Origin of the sequence: Romboutsia sp. MSSM.1001216sp_RTP31141st1_G3_RTP31141_220114, from assembly GCF_039031195.1 — a bacterium.
GTDB classification, from domain to species: domain Bacteria; phylum Bacillota; class Clostridia; order Peptostreptococcales; family Peptostreptococcaceae; genus Romboutsia_C; species Romboutsia_C hominis.
In genome coordinates, this window is record NZ_JBCIUO010000001.1 from 374,687 (window position 1) to 396,072 (window position 21,386).

Sequence of the window (21,386 nt, forward strand, 5' to 3'; positions counted from 1 at the left end):
TAATTATATAAGTTCATCTTTGTATACAATATACTTTATTCATAACAAAGACTAAACTATAATAACATCTTTATTGACAAAAACGCAAGAGAAAATTCAAAAAAATTCAAATTGAATAAAATTTATAAAAATATACAAATGTTTACTGTATATTTTTATAGGGTAATAATAATTTAAAATAATTAATTAAATAAGGAGAATGAAAATGATTAGAGTGTGTCCATATTGCTCAAACGTTGATGTTAATAAATTAAAAGAAATAGCTGGAGGAGAAAATGTAAGTACAGGATGTATAGGTGTTTGTAGAATGTATTCAAAAGAGGCTGTAGCTAAGATTAATGGAAATCTTGTTATAAAGCAAACAGAAAAAGAGCTATTTGATATTATAAAAAAATAAAAAAATACCATGATTAATCATGGTATTTTTTTATGCTTAAGGAAATTATGATACTTTAAAAACTGTGTATAATTATTGTAGTCAAGTAATACCAATAAGTTTAGTTGATCGAAAAAAAGATATTTTGAGCAACGGAGGAAGTCATTGGCGACACGAAGTGTTTCTCTGACACGTCGCTTAGGCGAAGTAAATTTTTTATCATATATAAAAGGAAAGGGATATATATAAATTAATTAATATATATATAATTCAGAAAATCGATAAAAAAATCTATCTATAAATATACAATATAAATTAAAACAAAAACATGGGAAATATTAGTGTGGGTAATATGAACAAAGAAGGCAAAAACAGTTCTTGGAATTACATTTATCTCGTCACTTATGTTGGTAGGATGTAGCTCTACTAAAACTTCAAATGTTGATCAATTTGTAGTACTACAAAATAAAAGTGCAAGAATGAATATGAATCTATCAATAGATAATATATACTTTAAGATATAAAAAGGGTTTAATACGATAGTAAACTTATACGAAAGTAGTGAAGTAGATAGGGTTGGTAATCCTAAAAAGTAGAAAATGTATATAATTATAAAATTCCCCTTTATTTTTTAAAGGGGAATTTTATATAAAAATATATTTATTTGAGAATATATTCTTTGTGAAGTATCCAATTATTATCTATCCACTTATATATTGAAATATTATCAAAACTGCAATAGAAATCACAAGGGATATTATTTACATAATCCCACAGTTCATTAAACTTATTTTTTATTTTTTTAGAACTTATTGTAACATGGAATATTTTATCCTTACCATCATGGCTATCAAAGTTTATATAATTTATAGAGGAAAGTTCATCTATAAGTTTATCATGAACAAATTTAGCATCATTACTCATAAAAACTTTCATATATATAACTCGATCATCAAAATGATCATATCCATGTATTTCATAAGGTGTAGCATTATTAGAATTAGAAAATATATTTAATGTTTTTTCTAATTGCGAAATATCATCACTTTCAAAAGGGGATTTTATAGTAAAGTGAGCAGGCAGTTTAGAAGATTTAACACCAAACTTATCAAAGACATCCTTTCTTAAAGTGTTATTAAATTTGCCTGCATCTTTTTTTAAAACACTAACTATTACATATCTCAAATGTTTACCTCCAAGTATATTTATACTAATTTTTAACAAATATTTCATAAAGAATTCATATAAATATTATAAAATGAAATACAACATATATTTATATATTAAGTTAAAAGGTTACAGTATTTATACCAATTATAGTATAGACACATGTTATATATAAATATACAATATATTATAAGGTTATGATTATCAATGTATAATCACAATAATAAAAGGATGGGATGAAAAATGAGCTTTTTTAAAAGACTAAAAAATATAGTGGATGCAAAGGCTAACAAAGCGTTAGATAAGCATGAAAATCCAATTGAAATGTTAGAACTATCTATAACTAAAAAAGAAAAGTTATTACAAGATGCTAAAAAACAATGTGCAAACTTTATAGCATCAGTAGATGGAATTAGAAATGAGAAAAAAGATATACAAGAAAAAATAGATAAATATGAAGAAGCCACTAAAGTTGCTATACAAAAGGAAGACAATGAAAAAGCGCAAAACTTTGTAAAACAAAAATTAGAACTTCAAGGAAAATTAACTCAAACAGAAGCTAGAATAAAAGAACAAGATGAAAAAATACAACTTGTAAAAAATAAAATATCAGACTTAGAAATAGAAATATCTAAAATGAAATCTAAAAAGCAAGAATTAGCTACAAGACTTGATGTTGCTGAAATAAATAATGATATAAATGAGACATTAGCTGGTTTAAATGATGATCATGGTATAAACTTAGATGAACTAGAAAAGAAAGTTGCTCAAAAGGAAAGCTATGGTAAAGCATTAGAAGATTTAAAACCTAAAGACGAAGATGAACTTTTAGATGAATATATAAGTAGTTCTCCATCAGTTGATGATGAAGTAGCTAAAGAATTAGAAAGAATAAAAGAACAAATGAAAAAATAAGTAGATTATATTAATCTATTTAAATATTTGTAGATGAATGCTTCGTTTAAATACCAAATCATAAAAGTTGGTTATATAGACGAAGCAAATTTTTTTTATTAGTTAATGTAAGGGGTGCAAAGTTATGGCAAATGAAATAATACAAAGCGAAAAAGACAAATATAAAAAGATTTACTCAGATATAATGTTTTCTTATGATGACTTAAGACAAATGTTAGATGAAAATGAATTAAATAAAAGAACATTTATAAATAAAGTTGAAACATTAAAAGATTATATGGACTTTTTAGATAGATTAGAAAGTGAAAGTAAAAAAGATAAAGGCTTTTTTAAAAAATTATTCAGTAAAAGTGATGATATAGAATCAAAAATTAATAATTATTTAACTATAGATAAAAAAAGGGATATAGATAAACTACAAAAGTGTAGCAAATGTAAGTGTATAAATTGTGCATCAAATTGCATGGTTAATTCTTGTTTAAATTGTAGAGAAGAAGAATATGTATATGGATGTGATAAAAAAACTGATGCATTTACTAAAACAAAGGAAACTGTGACTTTATACGATGGTAATAAAGAAATAATATTTAATGTAGCAGGATACTTAATAGAAAAAAGTGATAGCAATATATTTAGATATGTATATTTAATTGATTCAAAAGACTATGATAATCAACATTTATTAAGATACTCTAAATTTAAAGGGGAAGAAAATTATGATTCTGTAATAGTTGATGATAGTCAAGATGAACTTATAAGACTTAATAATAAATTTATAGAACTAGGGCTTACAGTATAGTGAAGAAAAATAAGTTAAGATTATTTCCCCTATTATTAGTAGCTTTATTTACGTTTTTAGTTACATTTAATTCACTCTCAATGATAAAATCAGAGGCCTATGGGAAAGATTTAGGTGAAGTAGCTTACTCAAGAAGTAGGAGCTCTTTTCATTCAAGTAGTTCTAGTAAAAGTTACTCTAAGCCAAAGAGTATAAAGCCAAGTTCTGGTAGTTTTTCTAGTAAACCAAGTAGTAGCTTAAAGAGCAGTAAAAGTAGCAAACCACAAAGTACTATAAAGCCAGATTCAGGAGGCTTTACGACTAAGCCAAGTGATAACAGCAATATAGACAGTAAAACAGATAGCAAATCAAATAGCACTATAAAACCAGACTCAGGAAGTTTTTCTACAAAGCCTAAAAATGAAAGTAATGAAAATAATTCTAATACCAATAAAAAATATTATGACTATGATGAGCCTAAATCAAGTAGGCCTATATTTGGAGGAGGATATTATAGCGGAGGATTTAATCCTTTTGGAAGAATGTTTTATAGTTTTTCAATGAGCTCGTGGATAGTAAAGCTAGTAGTTATATTAACTATAGTAGTAGTGTTATATATAGCAATAGATTTTATAAAAAATAGAAGAGACGGAGATTAATATTAGTAAAGAAAAAACAACCTATGGTAGATAATAAGTCTATACATAGGTTATTTTTTTACAGATAAGGATTTTTTAGTATAAAAGTATTGATAAAAAATAGGTTATAAAATGGATATTTTAAGTATAAGAGGAAATTATTATGATATTAGGAAAGTATATTTTTTATTTGTTAAGTGATAGCACTTAAAAATTTATAGACTTATAAAAAATGTTTTAATATACCTATACCGGGTATAGAAAAAATATAATTAAAAAATAAAGGAGCCAAATGACATGGGTAATATAATTACAAAAACGTATAAAGTCACAGGAATGACTTGTGCAGCATGTGCAAAAGCTGTTGAAAGAGCTACTAAGAAATTAGATGGAGTAGAAAGTTCAAGTGTGAATATAGCTACAGAAATAGCATCAATAAGTTATGATCCAAGCAAGATTAAATTATCTAAATTAGAAGAAGCTATTAAAAAGTCAGGATATGAAGTATTAGAGAATAATAAAGATAAAAATCAAATAGATGAAGATAAATTAAGAAAAGAAAAAGAAATGAAAACTTTATTTACTAAGTTTATAATAGCTGTAGGATTCTCTATACCACTATTTTATATAGCGATGGGACCTATGATAACAAAACCTTTTGGTCCATTACCAGTACCAAGCATAATAAATCCTAATACAAACCCTTTAAATTATGCACTAATTCAAATGTTACTTGTTATACCTGTAATGGGAGCTGGGTACAAATTCTATGTAAATGGATTTAAAGCATTACTAACAAAAAGTCCTAATATGGATTCTCTAGTTGCAATAGGTACATCAGCAGCATTTTTATATAGTGTATATACAACATTTAAAATAGCAACTTATAATGGACAAATGTCTCACGGACATCATCAGTTATACTATGAAAGTGCGGGAATAATAATTGCTTTAATATTACTTGGGAAATATTTAGAATCAAGATCAAAAGGAAAAACTAGTGAAGCAATAAAAAAACTTATGGGACTTCAACCAAAAACTGCACTTATATTAAAAGGTGATAAAGAAATTGAAGTACCAATAGATGAAGTTGAAGTTGGAGATATAATAATAGTAAAACCAGGTAGCAAGATACCAGTAGATGGTGTTGTAGTAGATGGTACTACATCAGTAGATGAATCAATGCTTACAGGGGAAAGTATACCTGTTGAAAAAAATATTGGTGATAAGGTAACTGGAGCTAGTATAAACAAGCATGGAAGTATAAAATTTAAAGCAGAAAAAGTAGGTAGTGATACAGCTTTATCTCAAATTATAAAATTAGTGGAAGATGCACAAGGTAAAAAAGCACCGATTGCAAAACTTGTAGACACTGTATCAGGATATTTTGTACCAGTTGTTATAATAATAGCTATAGTGTCAGCAGCAGCTTGGGCTCTATTTGGAAATAAAGATTTAGAGTTTGTCTTAACAATATTTATATCTGTATTAGTTATAGCCTGTCCATGTGCATTAGGACTTGCAACACCAACAGCTATAATGGTTGGTACAGGAAAAGGGGCAGAAAATGGAATACTTATAAAAGGTGGAGAAGCTTTAGAACTTGCACATAAAGTAGATACTGTAATATTTGATAAAACAGGAACTATAACTGAAGGTAAGCCAAAAGTAACAGATGTTATAGTAAGTGATGATATAGATGAAAAATATATAATACAAATAGCAGCAAGTGCAGAAAAAACATCAGAACATCCATTAGGGGAAGCTATAGTTAAGTATGGTGAAGAAATAGGAATAAAATTTGTAGAAGTTAAAAACTTTAAAGCTATACCAGGACATGGTATAGAAGTAAACATAGATAATAAAAATATATTACTTGGTAATAAAAGATTAATGGAAAGTAGAGATATAAGTCTAGAATCTCTACATAAAAAATCTGATAGGTTAGCACAAGAAGGAAAAACACCTATGTATATAGCTATAGAAAATAATATAGCTGGAATAATAGCAGTTGCCGATACTGTTAAAGAAAATAGTAAAAAAGCAGTAGACAAATTACATGAAATGGGAATAAAAGTAGTTATGGTAACAGGAGATAATAAAAAGACTGCCAATGCTATAGCTAGAGAGGTTGGAATAGATATAGTAGTATCAGAAGTATTACCTCAAGATAAATCAAATGTAGTTAAAAATCTTCAAAATGAAGGTAAGTTTGTTGCTATGGTTGGAGATGGTATAAATGATGCACCAGCACTAGCACAAGCTAACGTAGGTATAGCTATAGGAAATGGAACAGATGTGGCTATGGAATCTGCAGATATTGTTTTAATGAAAAGTGATTTAATTGATGTATGTAATGCAATAAAACTAAGTAATGAGACAATTAAGAATATAAAAGAAAACTTATTCTGGGCATTTGGATACAATACAATAGGAATACCAATAGCAGCAGGGCTACTTTATATATTCGGAGGACCGCTACTAAATCCAATGTTTGCAGCAGCAGCTATGAGTTTAAGTTCAGTATCAGTAGTAAGTAATGCACTTAGACTAAAAAACTTTAAAACATACAAATAATAAAAAAGAGTTACCTTAAGTAACTCTTTTTAGTTTATAAAAAATTAATTTAAAATAGTGTAAAATGATGAAAATAAAGTTTGTAAATTAGGCAAGCTATTATTTGGTATTAGTAAATCAAAACAAGATGAACTTTAAAGAGTTAATAGTATAAAATATATAAGTAAAGAAATAATATTATTAATTAATAATATTAAAGGAGTAGACAAAATGGCAAAGTTCAACGGTGTAGTAAAGTGGTTTAATAGTGTAAAAGGATATGGTTTTATAACTTGTGATACTGGTGAAGACGTATTTGTTCACTTTACAAATATAAAAGAAGAAAATGATGAAAAGAATTTACATGAAGGTGAAGAAGTTAGCTTTGATATGGTAGAGGCTCCAAAAGGAATGTCAGCTATAAATGTACACAAATTATAAAAATAAGGAACTATCAATTGATAGTTCCTTATTTTTAATTACGGAAAAAATTATATACTTCATAAAAAATTCATATAGTTATAAATTAATTATGATAAAATTAAATATAAATAAAGATCAAATGGAGTTGATAAAATGAGTGAATCTATATTAGTTATTGAAGATGATTCAGATATACAAGAACTCATAGTTGAGTTTTTAGGTTCTAAGGGATATAAAATAGACTCAGCTAATGATGGAGTAGAAGGTATACAAAAGTTTAAGGAAAAAGAATATGATTTAATAATACTTGATATTATGATGCCAAATTTAGATGGACATTCAGTATGTAAAATGATTAGAAAAAATTCAAATGTACCTATAATATTTTTAACAGCATTAACTGACGAATCAGATCAGATAAAAGGGTTTGATTTAGAGTGTGATGATTATATAACAAAGCCTTTTTCATTTAAGTTACTTATAAAAAGAGTAGAAGCAGTGCTTAGAAGGACATCACAAACTAGTAGTGACTGTTTAATCTTTGAAGACTTAAAATTAGATTTAAATACGTATACAGCACAAATAAAAGAAGAAACTATAGAACTTACTTTAAAGGAATTTAATATACTTAAGACTTTAATAGAAAAATATCCACAAGTGGTAACTAGAGAAAGTTTATTAGATAGTATATGGGGATATGACTATTATGGAGATACAAGAATAGTTGATGCACATATAAAAAATATAAGAAAAAAAATAGTATTACCATATATAAAAACAGTAAAAGGTATAGGATATACTCTTGAAAAAGATATTTAGTAAATGGGAAAAATTAAATATAAAGTATAAACTATTTACAATAACAACAGGGTTATTACTAGCATTAGCTATAATAATATACCTAATCTTATATTTTTTATTACCAACATATTATTATGAGTATAAAATAGGGAATTTCGAAAAAAGTGTAGCACGACTTAAGAAAGAATCAGTATTTTATACAACGGATGAATTAAAAGAGAAGCTACATCAACTAGAAGCGAGTCAAAATCTATCTGTTCTTTTAACTAACCAAAGTGGAAGAAGAATTTATGGTAGAACAGAATTATTAATACTTAATCATAGTAAATATATAATAAATAATAGTAGAGAATACCCTAAGAATATTACTATATATACTAAAGATTCAATACTCCCATATAATTTAAGTATAGTAATGCCGCTTCAGCCTATAGATGAAGCTACTGAGGTTATAAGAAATCTTATGCCATATATTATAGGGGTAGCTATATTAATAGCTATAATAGGTGCATACATATATACAAAAGTAATAACTAAACCTTTGATAGATATAATAGAAACTGAAAGAGAAGCTGAAAATAAAAGAAAAGAATTTATAGCTACTATATCTCATGAACTAAAAACGCCAATAACTATAATAAGTGGACAACTAGAAGGTATGATTTATAATATAGGGAAATATAAAGATAGAGATTTATATTTAGAAAAATCATATGATACTACACAAGAGTTAAAAGAATTGGTAAATGAGATGATAGAAGTATCAAAATGTGAAATATTAGAAACTGATTTGACTTTAGATACTGTTAATTTAAGCAATATGGTTGAAAATATAATAAAAAGACAAGCATTTTTAATAGAAGATAAAAATTTAAATACAGTAATAGATATAGAAAAAGATTTGTATGTAAAATGTGATGAAGATAGAATAAAAAAAGCAATAAGTAATATAATAAACAATGCTATAAAATATTCACCAAATAAAGAAACTATAATAGTGAAGCTGTACACTAAAAGTGTAAAAATTGCTAGAAGAAAAACTGATTCAAAAATATATTTAGAAGTCGAAAATACAGGCATTACTATAGATAAAAAATATCTAAATGAGATATTTAAGCCATTTTTTAGAGTAGAAAAATCAAGATCTAGAAAAACTGGAGGAAGTGGGCTAGGGTTATATTTAGTTAGTAAAATACTTCAAAGTCATGGATTTAAGCATAACATAAAAAATAAAGAGAATTCAGTAATATTTACTATAGAGTTTAATTAAACTTTCAAAGTTCATTCACTTAAAACTCATATTAAATTCATATTAAAAAGTTAATATATAAGTATAGAAAGACTAGCTTAAAAACCATAATATAATACCCTAAAATAATGGCAACACTCCCTCACATCCTCCTATGGGTTGCCATTATTTATATCCCCTATATTTTATATAGGGGATATTTTTAATTGTAAGTAAAATGTATAATTTATAAAATAATAAATTAGATTTTGTACAAAAAAAGAAAGTAATAATTTTTAATAAAATGCAAAAAATAATATAAATAAAGGAGGATATATGACTACTATGAAAAATTATATGAATAATATGAAAAATGATATGGAAAAAAGACTTGATGGAGCTAAAGAAAAAGCAGAAGATGTAAAAGAAAATGTACTAGGATTTATGGCTAATATGGAAAATCAAGTGGAAGATGGAATGGAAAGATATAAAGAAAAAAAATTTGCTAAAAATTTAAAAAAACAAATGGAAAAAGAACATAAATAAATACCTAAAAGAGCTAAATTATTTAGCTCTTTTAATATTTAAATAAAATTGTATCATTACATTTTATATTTATTATATATTTAAGATCCATATATGGAAATTGTATGGGTTAGGTAGTAATATTTAATTAGGATTCATTAAAAGTGGAGGAATAATTATGGATAGAATGAATGAAGTAAGTAAAACTAAAACAAAATTTTTAGTGACATCATCTTTATTTGCCGCACTAGTTTGTTTAACAACAGCATATATATTACATATTCCAGTAGGAGCTAATGGAGGGTATGTTCATATAGGGGATTCATTTATATATTTAGCAGCAGCTATACTTCCTACTCCTTACGCAATGATTTGTGCAGCAATAGGAGCTGGAATGGCAGATTTAGTTAGTGGTGCAGCTATATGGCTAATACCAACAATAATAATAAAGCCAATATTAGTATTATTTATAAGCTCAAATAGCGAAAAAATAATAACTAAAAGAAATATAATAGGAAGCTTTATTGCGGGATTTGTAGGATGGTTTTTATATATGATAGCAGGGGGAATTATATCAGGTACATTTGTAGGTGCATTTGTATTGTCTCTTGTAGGTTTTGTACAACCAATAGGAAGCTTTATAGTGTTTTTATTAATTGGAAGTACTTTTGATAAATTAGAAATAAAGAAAAAATTTTAATAAAAAGGAGATAGATATGAATATATTATATACAATAGGTGATAGTCTTTATGTAAACTTAACTAATAAATGTCCATGTAGATGTATATTTTGTATAAGAGATGAGAAGGATGAAATTGAAAAAAGTGGAAGTTTATGGCTAGAACATGAACCAAGTATTGACGAAATAAAGGAAGCTTTTAAAAATTATAATTTAAGCGATTATAATGAAGTTGTATTTTGTGGATATGGAGAACCCTTAGTTAGACTAGACGAAGTAATAGAAATTAGTAAGTTTATAAAAGAAAAAAGTAATGTAAAAGTTAGGGTTAATACCAATGGTTTAAGTGATTTGATTCATAAAAAGAAAACAGCAATACTATTAAAGGATAATATAGATTCTATATCAATTAGCTTAAATGCTCCAAATAAAGAGGTTTATACAAAGGTTACAAGACCTAAATACGGGGAAGTATCATTTGAATATATGATAAATTTTGCAAAAGAATGTAAAGAGTATATAAGTGAAGTAGCTTTTTCCGTTGTAGATGAAATATCGCAAGAAGAAATAGAAATGTCAAAAGTGTTAGCAAATAAGCTTGGAATAGATTTAAAAGTAAGAAATAAAAATTAAAATACTTAGAGTACACTAAAAAACTATAAAAATAAATTTATTTTTATAGTTTTTTAGTATATATAATAATAAATAAGTATTAAAATATAAATTTAAATTCAATGGGGAATATTTCATAAAAAGTAAAAAAAATATAAAAAAAGTATAAAATTTGACGGTATTTATGGTAAACTACAACTAAAAAGAAAATTAAATTAACAAAAGAACAGGAGCAAAGAGCAATGGGAATATTTGATATCTTCAAAAAGAAAAATAAAAGCAGTATTATATTATCGCCTACAAATGGTGAAATATTAGAGTTATCATATGTACCAGATGAGGTATTTTCCAACAAGATTATGGGAGATGGATTTGCTATAAAGTCAAATGATGGGGTTATAGTATCACCAGTAGATGCAACAGTTGAGATGATATTTGATACTAAACATGCTATGGGGTTAAAAACTGATGATGGTTTAGAATTACTTATACATTTAGGAATAGATACAGTGAATTTAAAAGGTGAAGGTTTCGAGATATTCACAAATGTTGGAGATAAAGTTAAAGCAGGAGATAAAATAATGAAAATGGATGTTGACTTTATAAAAAATAATGCAACATCGGATATAAGTCCTATAATATTTACTAGTTTAGAAGATGGACAGTCTGTAAAAATTGTAACAGGTGCTGTAGAAGCTAAAGAAGAAAATAGAATAGAAATAGTTAAATAACTAACAAATAGGGGGGTCTTTAGATATATCTAAGGACCTTTTATATGTAATAAAATTAAATTAAAATAAATAATGACATCAACAGGAGGAAATTATATGCTTAAATTTTTACAGCGTATAGGTAAATCACTTATGTTACCTATAGCGGCACTACCAATAGCAGGTATTATGCTAAGAATTGGACAACCTGATGTAATAAAAGCATTGTATGCAGTGCCATTTATGTCTCAAGTACTTCCATTTTTTGGAGCAGCAGGGTCTGCATTATTTGATAATTTACCATTATTATTTGCACTAGGAGTTGCAGTTGGCTTATCTGATGATCAAAATGGTGCATCAGCTCTAGCAGGTGTTATATCTTATTTAACTTTAACTAATGTTACTACTAAATACTGGGGTATAAATTTTGCACCAGAAATAGCATCAACATTAAATATATCATTTTTAGGAGGTATACTAGCAGGTTTAATAGGTGGATTATCATATAATAGATATAGAAAAGTTCAACTGCCAGAATTTTTAGCATTCTTTGGTGGAAGAAGAGCAGTTCCTATAATGTCTGGATTAATATCAGCTATAGTAGCTATACCTTTAGCTATAGTTTGGCCTAGTATTCAAGCTTTTTTAGGAGATATATCAGCAGCTATAGCAGGGTTTGGAGCTATGGGAGCAGCATTATATGGATTCTTTAATCGTCTATTAATACCAATGGGACTTCATCATGTATTTAATTCATTCTTCTGGTTCCAATTAGGAAACTTTAATGGGACAACAGGAGATTTAAACAGATTCTTTGCAGGAGATCCTACAGCAGGACACTTTATGGCAGGATTTTTCCCAGTAATGATGTTTGGTTTACCAGCAATAGCATTTGCTATATACTGTGCAGCTAAGAAAGAAAAGAAAAAAGCAGTAGCAGGTATGCTTTTTTCTTTAGGACTTACAGCTTTATTAACAGGTGTTACAGAGCCACTTGAATTTTTATTTATATTTTTATCACCAGCATTATTAGTAGCTCATGCAATACTTACAGCAATATCTATGTTTATTACAGATTCTCTAGGAGTACTTCATGGATTTACATTTTCAGCAGGAGCGATAGACTATTTACTAAACTTTAACTTAGCTACTAATCCAATATATATATTACTAGTAGGACTTGGAATTGGTGCTTTATACTTTGTAGTATTTTACTTCTTAATAGTTAAGCTAGACTTACCAACTCCAGGTAGAGAAGATGATGATGAACTTAGTTCAAATCCAATACAAAATAGTGAAGTAGCAGTAACTAGTGAAGATGAAATATCTAGAAAATATATAGAATATCTAGGTGGAGATGATAATATAATTAAGGTAGAAAACTGTGCAACTCGCCTAAGACTAGAATTAGTTGATACTGATAAAATGAATGAAAGAGGTTTAAAATCATTGGGAGCAAAAGGTGTTGTTAAATTAAACAAGACTAGTGCTCAAGTTATAGTTGGTACGAAAGTTGAATTCGTAGCTGATGGAATAAATGAAAGTCTTAGAAAATAATAAGGATATCTAAACTTAGGTATCCTTATTTATAATATAGTGAATTTTAAATTCTATTAATTTTAAAAGATTTAAGCGAAGGTTTTTCTTAGTGAATACTAAGAAAAAGTGTAGGTAGTATGAGTAAAGTCAATTTTTGTTGTTCAACTTTTACCAAAATATAGCTATAATATAAAATAAATGAAAATAAAAAATTATCTAAAAATAGGAGGGGGATATATGTTAAATACTAATAAAGAACATGTAGTTAAATGGTCAGTACAAGGTAAAATTCATCATCCAATAGGTGGAAACTATAGAATAAGTTATGATGGAAAACCTATGATACTTCCAGCAACAGGTGGAATATCATATAATGTATCTGTTGGTGATAGTGTTTTTAATTGGGCAGGTGACCATGTAGAGCCAGGTGTATCTATAAGAAATGAAAATAGTTCAGAAAATGCAGCATTAATGACATTTGCATGTATTGGAAATGAAGCTAAAATAGTATCAGGGGATGCTAAAGGTAAAAAGGGATATGTAACAGGTATGCATGGAGGCATAGACCATGTGTTAATATATTTTGATGAGGAAACTTTAGAAGATTTAGCAATCGATGATAAAATAATGGTAAAAGCATATGGACAAGGGCTTAAGTTAAATAATTATGAAAATGTACACATAATGAATATAGATCCTAATTTATTTGAAAAATTAAACATAAAAGAAGAAAATGGAAAGCTTAAAGTTAATGTTGTAGGAAAAGTTCCAGCATATTTAATGGGGTCTGGTATAGGTTCTAAAAGTGCTGCTACAGATGGTGATTATGACATAATGACAGCTGATATGGAAGAAATAAAGAGATTAGGGCTTGATAAGTTAAAATTTGGTGATTTAGTATTACTTCAAGATTGTGATAACACATATGGTGTAGGATATTTAAAAGGTGCTGTAAGTATAGGAGTTGTAGTTCATAGTGATTGTGTGAAATCAGGTCATGGGCCAGGGGTAACAGTTATAATGACTTGTAAAGATGACACTATAGAAGGTATTATAGATGAAAATGCTAATATAAAAAATTATATGAAATAAAAAAAAAGGTCTTCTATTTAAATAGAAGACCTTTTTTTGAGTTAAAAGTAAGTATATCTATAGTTACTAAAAAATAAATATTTTATTTTAATATATGAGAATATGTATATCCAAAAAAGTGAAATCTATTATAAAAACAATTTTAAAGATTTAAAATTTGCAAAAAATGGTATATAATATGAAAAGACTAACTAGGAGGGGCCAAATGAATAAAAGTAAAGTTGTAATAGTAGGAACAGGAATGGTGGGAATGAGCTATGCTTATTCAATGGTGAACCAAGGAACATGCGAAGAATTAGTACTTATAGATTTAGATAAAAAAAGAGCTGAAGGAGAAGCTATTGATTTAAATCATGGACTTAGCTTTGCACCAAGAAAAATGAAGATATATGCAGGGGATTATAGCGATTGTAGTGATGCCTACATAATATGCATAACAGCAGGTGCTATACAAAATGAAGGAGAGACAAGATTAGACTTATTACATAAAAATACAAAAATAATGAAGTCTATAATAGGAGAAATAAAAAAGACAGGCTTTAAAGGAATATTATTAATAGCTACAAATCCAGTTGATATAATGACTTATGTATCATGGAAATTATCTGGTTATGATAAATCGAAAGTCATAGGATCAGGAACGACACTAGATTCAGCTAGACTTAGATATACATTAGGTGAAAGATTAAATGTAAATCCTAAAGATATAAATGCATATGTAATGGGTGAACATGGAGATTCTCAATTTGTAGCTTGGAGTTATGCACTTTGTGGATTACAACCAATATATCAAATAGCATCTAGAAAAGATAAGAATATAGATTTTGATGATTTAGAAAAAATAGAAGATGAAGTTAGAAATATAGCTTATAAAATAATTGATTGTAAAAAGTCGACATATTATGGTATAGGAATGGCTTTAACTAAGATAACTAAAGCTATACTTGAAAATGAAAATACAGTACTTACAGTATCATCATATTTAAATGGAGAATATGGAAATGAAGACGTGTATATAGCAGTTCCAAGTATAGTAAATAAAGATGGAGTAAGAGAAGTGATACATTTACCACTTGATGCTACAGAAAAAGAAAAGTTAAATGATTCTATAAAGATAATGAAAGAAAATATAAAAAAATTAGACTTATAAAAATAAATAATTAAAAGCGCTACTTAATTTTAAGTAGCGCTTTTAATTATTTATAGTTATGTAATAGTATATGAAATATTTAGAGTATCAGTTTAAACAAATTTATCTAAAATATAAAAAAACTTATAATAATAAAACTTCAATATATGGAGAACTTAAAAGTAAGCACAATTTAAAAGAAAGGATAAAGTTATGAAAAAAGAAGTTAAAGTAAATGAAGGAAGGTCAGATAATAATCCACATATGGATAAGTTATTAAAAGAAAATAAAAATAGAATGGAAATTGCAAAAGAAATAAGTACTAATAAAAAAATAGGTGACATAGTAGGCGAAAGATTAGCTAAAAAACATCATTTCCCACCATGTTAAATTAAATTTAGGAGGAAACTAATGGAGAATAAATTTTCAAATGGACATTATAAAGACGCAATTGAGTATGCAAAATATATACTTTCAAATAGTTCCTCTATAAAAGAAATAGCTGAGAATATAAATGAATTAGAAAAAGAAGACGATAATAAAAAAGTAAGTGATAATTAAATTAGTAACACAATAATATAGTTATAAAATAGTAGGTTAATTAATATTTATATTAAATAACCTACTATTTTATTTGAATAAATTATTTAAGTAGGCGCATTTAGATATATAAATTATTGAAAAATATAAATAGAAATACTAATATTAATTATTAATGAATGAGGTAATAGAGTTTAGGGGGGATTATTATTAATAAATTACTTAATACATATAAAGGACTCCCAAAAGAGATATACATATTGTTTATAGGTAAAATAGTAAATAGTATAGGTTCTTTTGTACATCCTCTTATGTCATTGATACTTACACAAAAAATAGGAATGTCAGCTTTTGAAGCCGGTCAATTTGTGACAATGCTTGCAGTATTTCAGGCTCCATGTATGATAACTGGAGGAAAGTTAAGTGATACGATTGGAAGAAGAAAAGTTATAATAACATTTCAAGCTTTAGGTGCACTTATGTTAATTATATGTGGGCTTATGGATACTACTGTATTAACAGCTAAGATAATGATATTATCATCATGTTTTTATTCAATATCATCACCTGCTTATGATGCGTTAAATGCAGATTTAACTAATGAAGGAAATAGAAAAGAATCATACTCACTATTGTATATGGGAGTGAATATTGGTTTTTCTATAGGTCCAATACTTGGTGGATTTTTATATAAAGATTATTTATTTTTAATATTTATAGGAGATGCTATAACTACCTTAATAGCCCTAACACTATTTATATTTTATGTAAAAGAGCCAACAAAAATTAAAAAAAGCAATGTAATAGACTCAAAAGAGATATATGATGATGAATATAAAGATTTTTCTACTTTAAAAGTATTAATTAAAAGACCTATACTAATAGCATTTCCTATTATAATGCTATTATATCAATTTTCATATTCTCAATGGGGATTTTCTCTTCCTCTTCAAATGGGAGAAATATTTAGAGAGGATGGGGCAAGATTGTATGGATTATTAGGAGGATTAAATGGATTTATAGTAATTATATTAACTCCTATACTCACTAGTAAAACTAAAAAATATAAATCTATGAACATTATGTCTATAGGAGGAATTTTATATGGGTTATGTTTTTTAGTGGTTAGTTTTTCAAAAGTGATGTCATTATTTTTCCTAGCAATAATATTATTAACTATAGGCGAAGTTTTAATAGCTATTAATAGTTCGGCTTTTATAGCGAACAATACTCCTATATCTCATAGGGGAAGGATAAGTTCTGTAATACCATTAATTACTGGAATGGGATATGCAATGGGACCTATGATAATGGGGAAAATTATAGATTCAAGCTCTATATCTATAGGGTGGATAGTAGTTATGTTGGCTTCTTTTATAGGAGCATTCGGACTTTTAATATTAAAAAAACTTAAATTAGAAATAAATGAAGAATAACTAGTATAAAAAATAGAAATTAATATGAATATTAAGAATAAAGTACTTATTAAATCGTACTTAAATAGATAAAATTTAAAAAAAGTTCATAAATTATTGAAAAAAAATACTGTTATGCTATAATTAACCTATAAATACGAATTATTAAATAAATTTGTGAAATAATAATCGGTTTCATAGGGGAGGAAATATAAAATGAAGAATCAAAGTTCGGTTATTTATCAACTAGATGGTAAGCCAAAATTAACAGAAGCTATACCCTTAGGTCTTCAGCATATACTAGCGATGTTTGTTGGAAATGTTACACCACTTATAATAATTTCTAATATACTTAACTTGTCATTAGCTGATAAAACTTCTTTAATACAATGTGCTATGTTTGTATCTGGAATAGTAACATTAATACAATGTTATAAAGTTGGTCCATTTGGAGCAAGGTTACCAATAGTTATGGGAACTAGTTTTGGGTTTGTACCAGTACTTACAGCAATAGGTGCTAAGTATGGATATGAAACGATACTTGGAGCATGTCTAGTAGGTGGGCTTATAGAAGTAATGTTTGGTCAAAGTATGAAAAAATTAAGGAGATTTTTCCCGTCAGTGGTAACAGGAACAGTAGTTTTAGCTATGGGTATATCTTTACTTCCAACAGGTATAAATTATTTTGCAGGTGGAGTAGGAGCTAGTGACTTTGGTTCAATATCAAATCTTATATTAGGAACAGTAGTTTTACTAACTGTATTAATTTTTAATCAATATACTAAAGGGATAACTAGTTTAGCATCAATACTTATAGGACTTATAGTTGGATATATAGTAGCAATACCAATGGGAAAGATAGATTTTTCGCAACTATCTCAGATGTCTATGATATCTGTTCCAATGCCGTTTACATTCGGGTTTGAATTCCATCTAGACGCAATATTTGCAGTAGCTTGTGTATTTATAGTTTCAGCTGTTGAGACAGTAGGGGATATAACATCAATAGCCCATTCAGGGATAGGAAGAGATGCTACTGATAAAGAAATAGCAGGTGGAGTTATGGCAGATGGTATAGGAAGTGTTATAGGGGCAATGTTTAGTGTACTTCCAAATACTTCGTTTGGCCAAAATGTAGGGATTATAGCCATGACTAAAGTTATAAATAGAAATGTAGTAGCAACAGGTGCAGTATTTTTAATATTAGCAGCAATATTTCCAAAATTTGGAGCAATAATATCTTTAATGCCTTCAAGTGTATTAGGTGGAGCTAGTGTAATGATGTTTGCAATGATTGCAGTTAGTGGGATAAAGCTTATAACTAGTGAGCCTCTTAATAATAGAAATAGCACAATAGTAGCACTTTCATTAGGAGTTGGCGTTGGATTATCATTTGTTCCAGGAGTTCTTTCTAATATGCCGGAATCTATACAATTAATATTTGGAGATTCAGGACTTGTATTAGTTGCAATTATAGCAGTAGTTTTAAATATAGTACTTCCAAAAGAAGAAAAATCTGTAGAATTAGAAGTTAAATTAGAAGGTCAAATATCTTAATACAAAATAAAAGATAGTTATTTTTATATGTAAAAATAGCTATTTTTTTATAAAAAACTTTATATATATGTGTTAAAATTTTATTTAAATTTAGGTATAAGTTATATATAATTATAATAGGGAAAGATATAACAGGGGGAAATATACCGATGAAAAGGATATTTAATAAATTAAATGAGAATATAATAATTATAAATAATAAAGGAGATATATTATTTTGTAATGAAGTATTATTAGAAAAATTAGGGTATAAACAAGAGGATATAATACAAAATAATATAAATAATATTTTATATAATATAGAAGATATTGATTGTATAAAAAAAGAAGAAAATATAGATTTGTTGTTTTATAGAAAGACAAAAGACATTGTCAAATTTAACTGTGATATAATAATAGATTTTTTTGAAGAAAAAGAAGTAATTTTTATATTATGTAAAGAAATAAGCAAATCATATACAATAGAAGACTTAGATAATCTACTAGATAGTATACCGATAGGATTATGGATTAAGAATATAGATGGTAAATATTTATACTCAAATAGATATCTAGCAAGTCTTGCCAACAAAGAAAAAGAAAATATGATAGGAAATTATGATATAGATAATTTTAAAGATGAATATGCACATTTATATAAAGAGGTAGATGAAGAGGTAATAAATACAAAAAAGCCAAGGCTACTTGAAGAAGCTATAATAGTAAATGGAATAAGCAAAGAGTTTGAATCGTATAAGGCACCTATACTTGGTGAAAATGAAGATGTAATTTATACGGTAGGAGCTACAAGGGATATAAGTTTGAGAAAAAAGATAGAAAAGCAGGTATTTAATAACCACAATCAAGTATCAACTTTGAACAATATTTTAAATAGATCTAATCGTGATATAAAAGGATTATTAGAAAATGGTTGTTATGAGCTCTTAAAATACTTAAGTATTGATGGAATATCTATATGGTTGTATGATAAAGATAAAAAAGAATTAAAATCATATATAAGAAGAGGTTATTCTGTTGTATCACAGCATGAAGGTATAATAAAACTAGGTAAAGATACAATAGAGTGGGAAATTTTTAATAATATGTCAGATGGCTTAAGGGATATAAATGAAGTAAGCCATATAGATATATGCAAAAAAATGGAAAATGATGGAGTGAAATACATAGGAACTTATAAAATAAAATTAAGAGATGATATTATAGGCATATTAACTATATATTATAAATATGATAATAAACCACCAGAATATGACCAAAGTAATTTTATAAAAGCTATATGTGGTCAGATGGCTATATTAATCAAAAACTTAAAACTCACTAATGAAATAAAAATAGAAAATAAAAAAAGAAGCAATACAGAAAGAGAATTGGCATTGTTTTTAGAAACAGCAGTTGATTTAGTAGGGGTTATAGATGAAGATGGATATTTTAAAAAAGCAAACTCAAAATGGAGTGAAGTATTAGGATGGACAGAAGAAGAATTAATAAATATTAATTTAAAAAATTTACTACATCCTGAAGATATGAAAAAGGTATTATCAGTTAAAGATTTTAAAAAAGGTTCTAAATTTAGAAAAAATGTTAAGTATAGATATTTAAACAAAAATGGAAAATATATATGGTTACATATAGGTAGCAAGTATGTAGAGGAAGAAAATCATTTTTTAGTTACAGGAAGAGATATAACAAAAGAAATGTATGTTGAAGAACAAACTAAAAAACTAGAAAAAGCTATTGAAATAGAGAGTATGAAAAATGAATTTTTCTCTAATATATCACATGAATTTAAAACTCCACTTAATATAATACTTGGGAGCATGCAGTTATTAAATCAAAGTATATATAAAAATAGCATAACTACTGAAAAACTTATTAATCATATAAGTACAATAAAGCAAAATTCTTATAGACTTTTAAGACTTGTAAATAATCTTATAGATATAAGTAAAATAGAAACAGGATACTATGAATTACAACTTTCTAATAATAATATAGTTAATATAATAGAGGATATAACTCTATCAGTTGTAAATTATGTAGAGTGTAAAAATATAAATTTAATATTTGATACTGATACAGAGTGTGAAATATTAGCATGTGACCCTGATAAAATAGAGAGGGTTATGCTAAACTTATTATCAAATGCAATAAAATATACAGGAGAATATGGAGAAATAATAGTAAGTTTAAAATCAGATGGTAAAAAGGTAATAGTATCTGTAAAAGATAATGGGACTGGAATACCTAAGGATAAAATAGGAATTATATTTGATAGATTTGGACAAGTAAATGATGCACTAATAAAAAGAAGAGAAGGTAGTGGAATTGGTTTATCCTTAGTTAAATCTTTAGTAGAAATGCATGGAGGTTCTATAAGGGTAGAAAGTGAATTAAATATAGGAAGTGAATTTATATTTGAAATACCTGTATCTTTAATTGAAGATGAAGAAGTAACTATATTAGATAAAAATTTAAGAGATTCACAAATAGAAAAGTGTAATATAGAGTTTTCAGATATATATAATATTTAAAAATATATATAATAAATTAATGAATAATTAATTATAAACCATGAAGGTTTTCACTAGCTAAAGTGAAAACCTTTTTTGAATTATATTATTATTATCGATGCTTTGTATAGTTGCTTACGCAGACTATAAATGTATTTATAGTAAATTAGATAGAAAATAAATGGAATATGGAGT

Annotated in this window: 21 protein-coding genes; 20 read left to right on the forward strand and 1 reads right to left on the reverse strand. The window is 26.7% G+C overall.

The features are described 5' to 3' along the window. The first annotated feature begins 205 nt into the window (after nucleotides 1–205). Entirely contained in the window at nucleotides 206–397 is a 192-nt protein-coding gene (locus ABCP60_RS01875) for a DUF1450 domain-containing protein (RefSeq protein ID WP_343101086.1), read from the forward strand. Between the two features lie 639 nt (nucleotides 398–1,036). Here the strand turns inward: ABCP60_RS01875 and ABCP60_RS01880 are convergent. Next, complete coding sequence (locus tag ABCP60_RS01880) at nucleotides 1,037–1,561, reverse strand: 2'-5' RNA ligase family protein (RefSeq protein ID WP_343101087.1); 525 nt, start codon at nucleotides 1,559–1,561, stop codon at nucleotides 1,037–1,039. A 225-nt stretch (nucleotides 1,562–1,786) separates the two neighbouring features. Here ABCP60_RS01880 and ABCP60_RS01885 point away from each other — a divergent pair, with 225 nt between their 5' ends. The 19 genes from ABCP60_RS01885 to ABCP60_RS01975 all read left to right on the forward strand — a co-directional run bounded on the left by ABCP60_RS01885 (nucleotide 1,787) and on the right by ABCP60_RS01975 (nucleotide 21,212). Then, on the forward strand, nucleotides 1,787–2,458 hold the full coding sequence (locus ABCP60_RS01885; RefSeq protein ID WP_092926662.1) for a PspA/IM30 family protein: 672 nt from the start codon (nucleotides 1,787–1,789) through the stop codon (nucleotides 2,456–2,458). Between the two features lie 124 nt (nucleotides 2,459–2,582). Next, nucleotides 2,583–3,257 (forward strand): hypothetical protein, encoded by a 675-nt coding sequence (locus tag ABCP60_RS01890; protein WP_092926660.1) that lies wholly within the window; start codon nucleotides 2,583–2,585, stop codon nucleotides 3,255–3,257. Continuing rightward, the gene (locus ABCP60_RS01895) at nucleotides 3,257–3,895 is read left to right on the forward strand and encodes a hypothetical protein (RefSeq protein ID WP_343101088.1); all 639 of its coding nucleotides are present in this window, start codon (nucleotides 3,257–3,259) and stop codon (nucleotides 3,893–3,895) included. The genes ABCP60_RS01890 and ABCP60_RS01895 overlap by 1 nt, the downstream gene beginning before the upstream one ends. Nucleotides 3,896–4,171: 276 nt before the next feature. Next, a complete protein-coding gene (locus ABCP60_RS01900; protein ID WP_343101089.1) occupies nucleotides 4,172–6,451 on the forward strand; it encodes a heavy metal translocating P-type ATPase in 2,280 nt (759 codons plus the stop codon). A 210-nt stretch (nucleotides 6,452–6,661) separates the two neighbouring features. Beyond that, complete coding sequence (locus tag ABCP60_RS01905) at nucleotides 6,662–6,871, forward strand: cold-shock protein (RefSeq protein WP_092926654.1); 210 nt, start codon at nucleotides 6,662–6,664, stop codon at nucleotides 6,869–6,871. A gap of 135 nt (nucleotides 6,872–7,006) precedes the next feature. Next, on the forward strand, nucleotides 7,007–7,672 hold the full coding sequence (locus ABCP60_RS01910; RefSeq protein ID WP_092926652.1) for a response regulator transcription factor: 666 nt from the start codon (nucleotides 7,007–7,009) through the stop codon (nucleotides 7,670–7,672). Further along, on the forward strand, nucleotides 7,656–8,924 hold the full coding sequence (locus tag ABCP60_RS01915; RefSeq protein WP_092926650.1) for a HAMP domain-containing sensor histidine kinase: 1,269 nt from the start codon (nucleotides 7,656–7,658) through the stop codon (nucleotides 8,922–8,924). Before ABCP60_RS01910 ends, ABCP60_RS01915 begins: the two co-directional genes overlap by 17 nt. 294 nt (nucleotides 8,925–9,218) lie before the next feature. Then, on the forward strand, nucleotides 9,219–9,428 hold the full coding sequence (locus ABCP60_RS01920) for a hypothetical protein (RefSeq protein ID WP_092926648.1): 210 nt from the start codon (nucleotides 9,219–9,221) through the stop codon (nucleotides 9,426–9,428). Nucleotides 9,429–9,585: 157 nt separating this feature from the next. Then, on the forward strand, nucleotides 9,586–10,107 hold the full coding sequence (locus ABCP60_RS01925; protein ID WP_092926646.1) for a TIGR04002 family protein: 522 nt from the start codon (nucleotides 9,586–9,588) through the stop codon (nucleotides 10,105–10,107). Nucleotides 10,108–10,123: 16 nt separating this feature from the next. Further along, complete coding sequence (locus ABCP60_RS01930; protein ID WP_092926644.1) at nucleotides 10,124–10,720, forward strand: TIGR04100 family radical SAM protein; 597 nt, start codon at nucleotides 10,124–10,126, stop codon at nucleotides 10,718–10,720. Between the two features lie 221 nt (nucleotides 10,721–10,941). After that, nucleotides 10,942–11,430, forward strand: a complete 489-nt coding sequence (locus tag ABCP60_RS01935; protein ID WP_092926642.1) for a PTS glucose transporter subunit IIA — start codon at nucleotides 10,942–10,944, stop codon at nucleotides 11,428–11,430. Nucleotides 11,431–11,526: 96 nt separating this feature from the next. Then, nucleotides 11,527–12,966 carry an N-acetylglucosamine-specific PTS transporter subunit IIBC gene (nagE, locus tag ABCP60_RS01940; protein ID WP_343101090.1) on the forward strand — a complete coding sequence of 480 codons (1,440 nt, stop codon included), beginning with the start codon at nucleotides 11,527–11,529 and terminating at the stop codon, nucleotides 12,964–12,966. A 219-nt stretch (nucleotides 12,967–13,185) separates the two neighbouring features. Beyond that, on the forward strand, nucleotides 13,186–14,040 hold the full coding sequence (locus tag ABCP60_RS01945) for a DUF4438 domain-containing protein (RefSeq protein ID WP_343101091.1): 855 nt from the start codon (nucleotides 13,186–13,188) through the stop codon (nucleotides 14,038–14,040). Nucleotides 14,041–14,245: 205 nt separating this feature from the next. Beyond that, nucleotides 14,246–15,190 (forward strand): L-lactate dehydrogenase, encoded by a 945-nt coding sequence (locus tag ABCP60_RS01950; RefSeq protein ID WP_092926636.1) that lies wholly within the window; start codon nucleotides 14,246–14,248, stop codon nucleotides 15,188–15,190. A gap of 192 nt (nucleotides 15,191–15,382) precedes the next feature. Then, a complete protein-coding gene (locus ABCP60_RS01955) occupies nucleotides 15,383–15,559 on the forward strand; it encodes a hypothetical protein (protein WP_176698698.1) in 177 nt (58 codons plus the stop codon). Nucleotides 15,560–15,580: 21 nt separating this feature from the next. Then, nucleotides 15,581–15,730, forward strand: coding sequence for a hypothetical protein (locus tag ABCP60_RS01960; RefSeq protein WP_176698697.1), 150 nt, complete (start codon nucleotides 15,581–15,583; stop codon nucleotides 15,728–15,730). A gap of 239 nt (nucleotides 15,731–15,969) precedes the next feature. Then, on the forward strand, nucleotides 15,970–17,145 hold the full coding sequence (locus ABCP60_RS01965) for an MFS transporter (RefSeq protein ID WP_343101092.1): 1,176 nt from the start codon (nucleotides 15,970–15,972) through the stop codon (nucleotides 17,143–17,145). Between the two features lie 195 nt (nucleotides 17,146–17,340). Beyond that, nucleotides 17,341–18,681: a nucleobase:cation symporter-2 family protein gene (locus ABCP60_RS01970; RefSeq protein ID WP_343101093.1), complete on the forward strand. Its 1,341-nt coding sequence runs from the start codon at nucleotides 17,341–17,343 to the stop codon at nucleotides 18,679–18,681. A 149-nt stretch (nucleotides 18,682–18,830) separates the two neighbouring features. Continuing rightward, a complete protein-coding gene (locus ABCP60_RS01975) occupies nucleotides 18,831–21,212 on the forward strand; it encodes an ATP-binding protein (protein ID WP_343101094.1) in 2,382 nt (793 codons plus the stop codon). Nucleotides 21,213–21,386 lie beyond the last annotated feature (174 nt).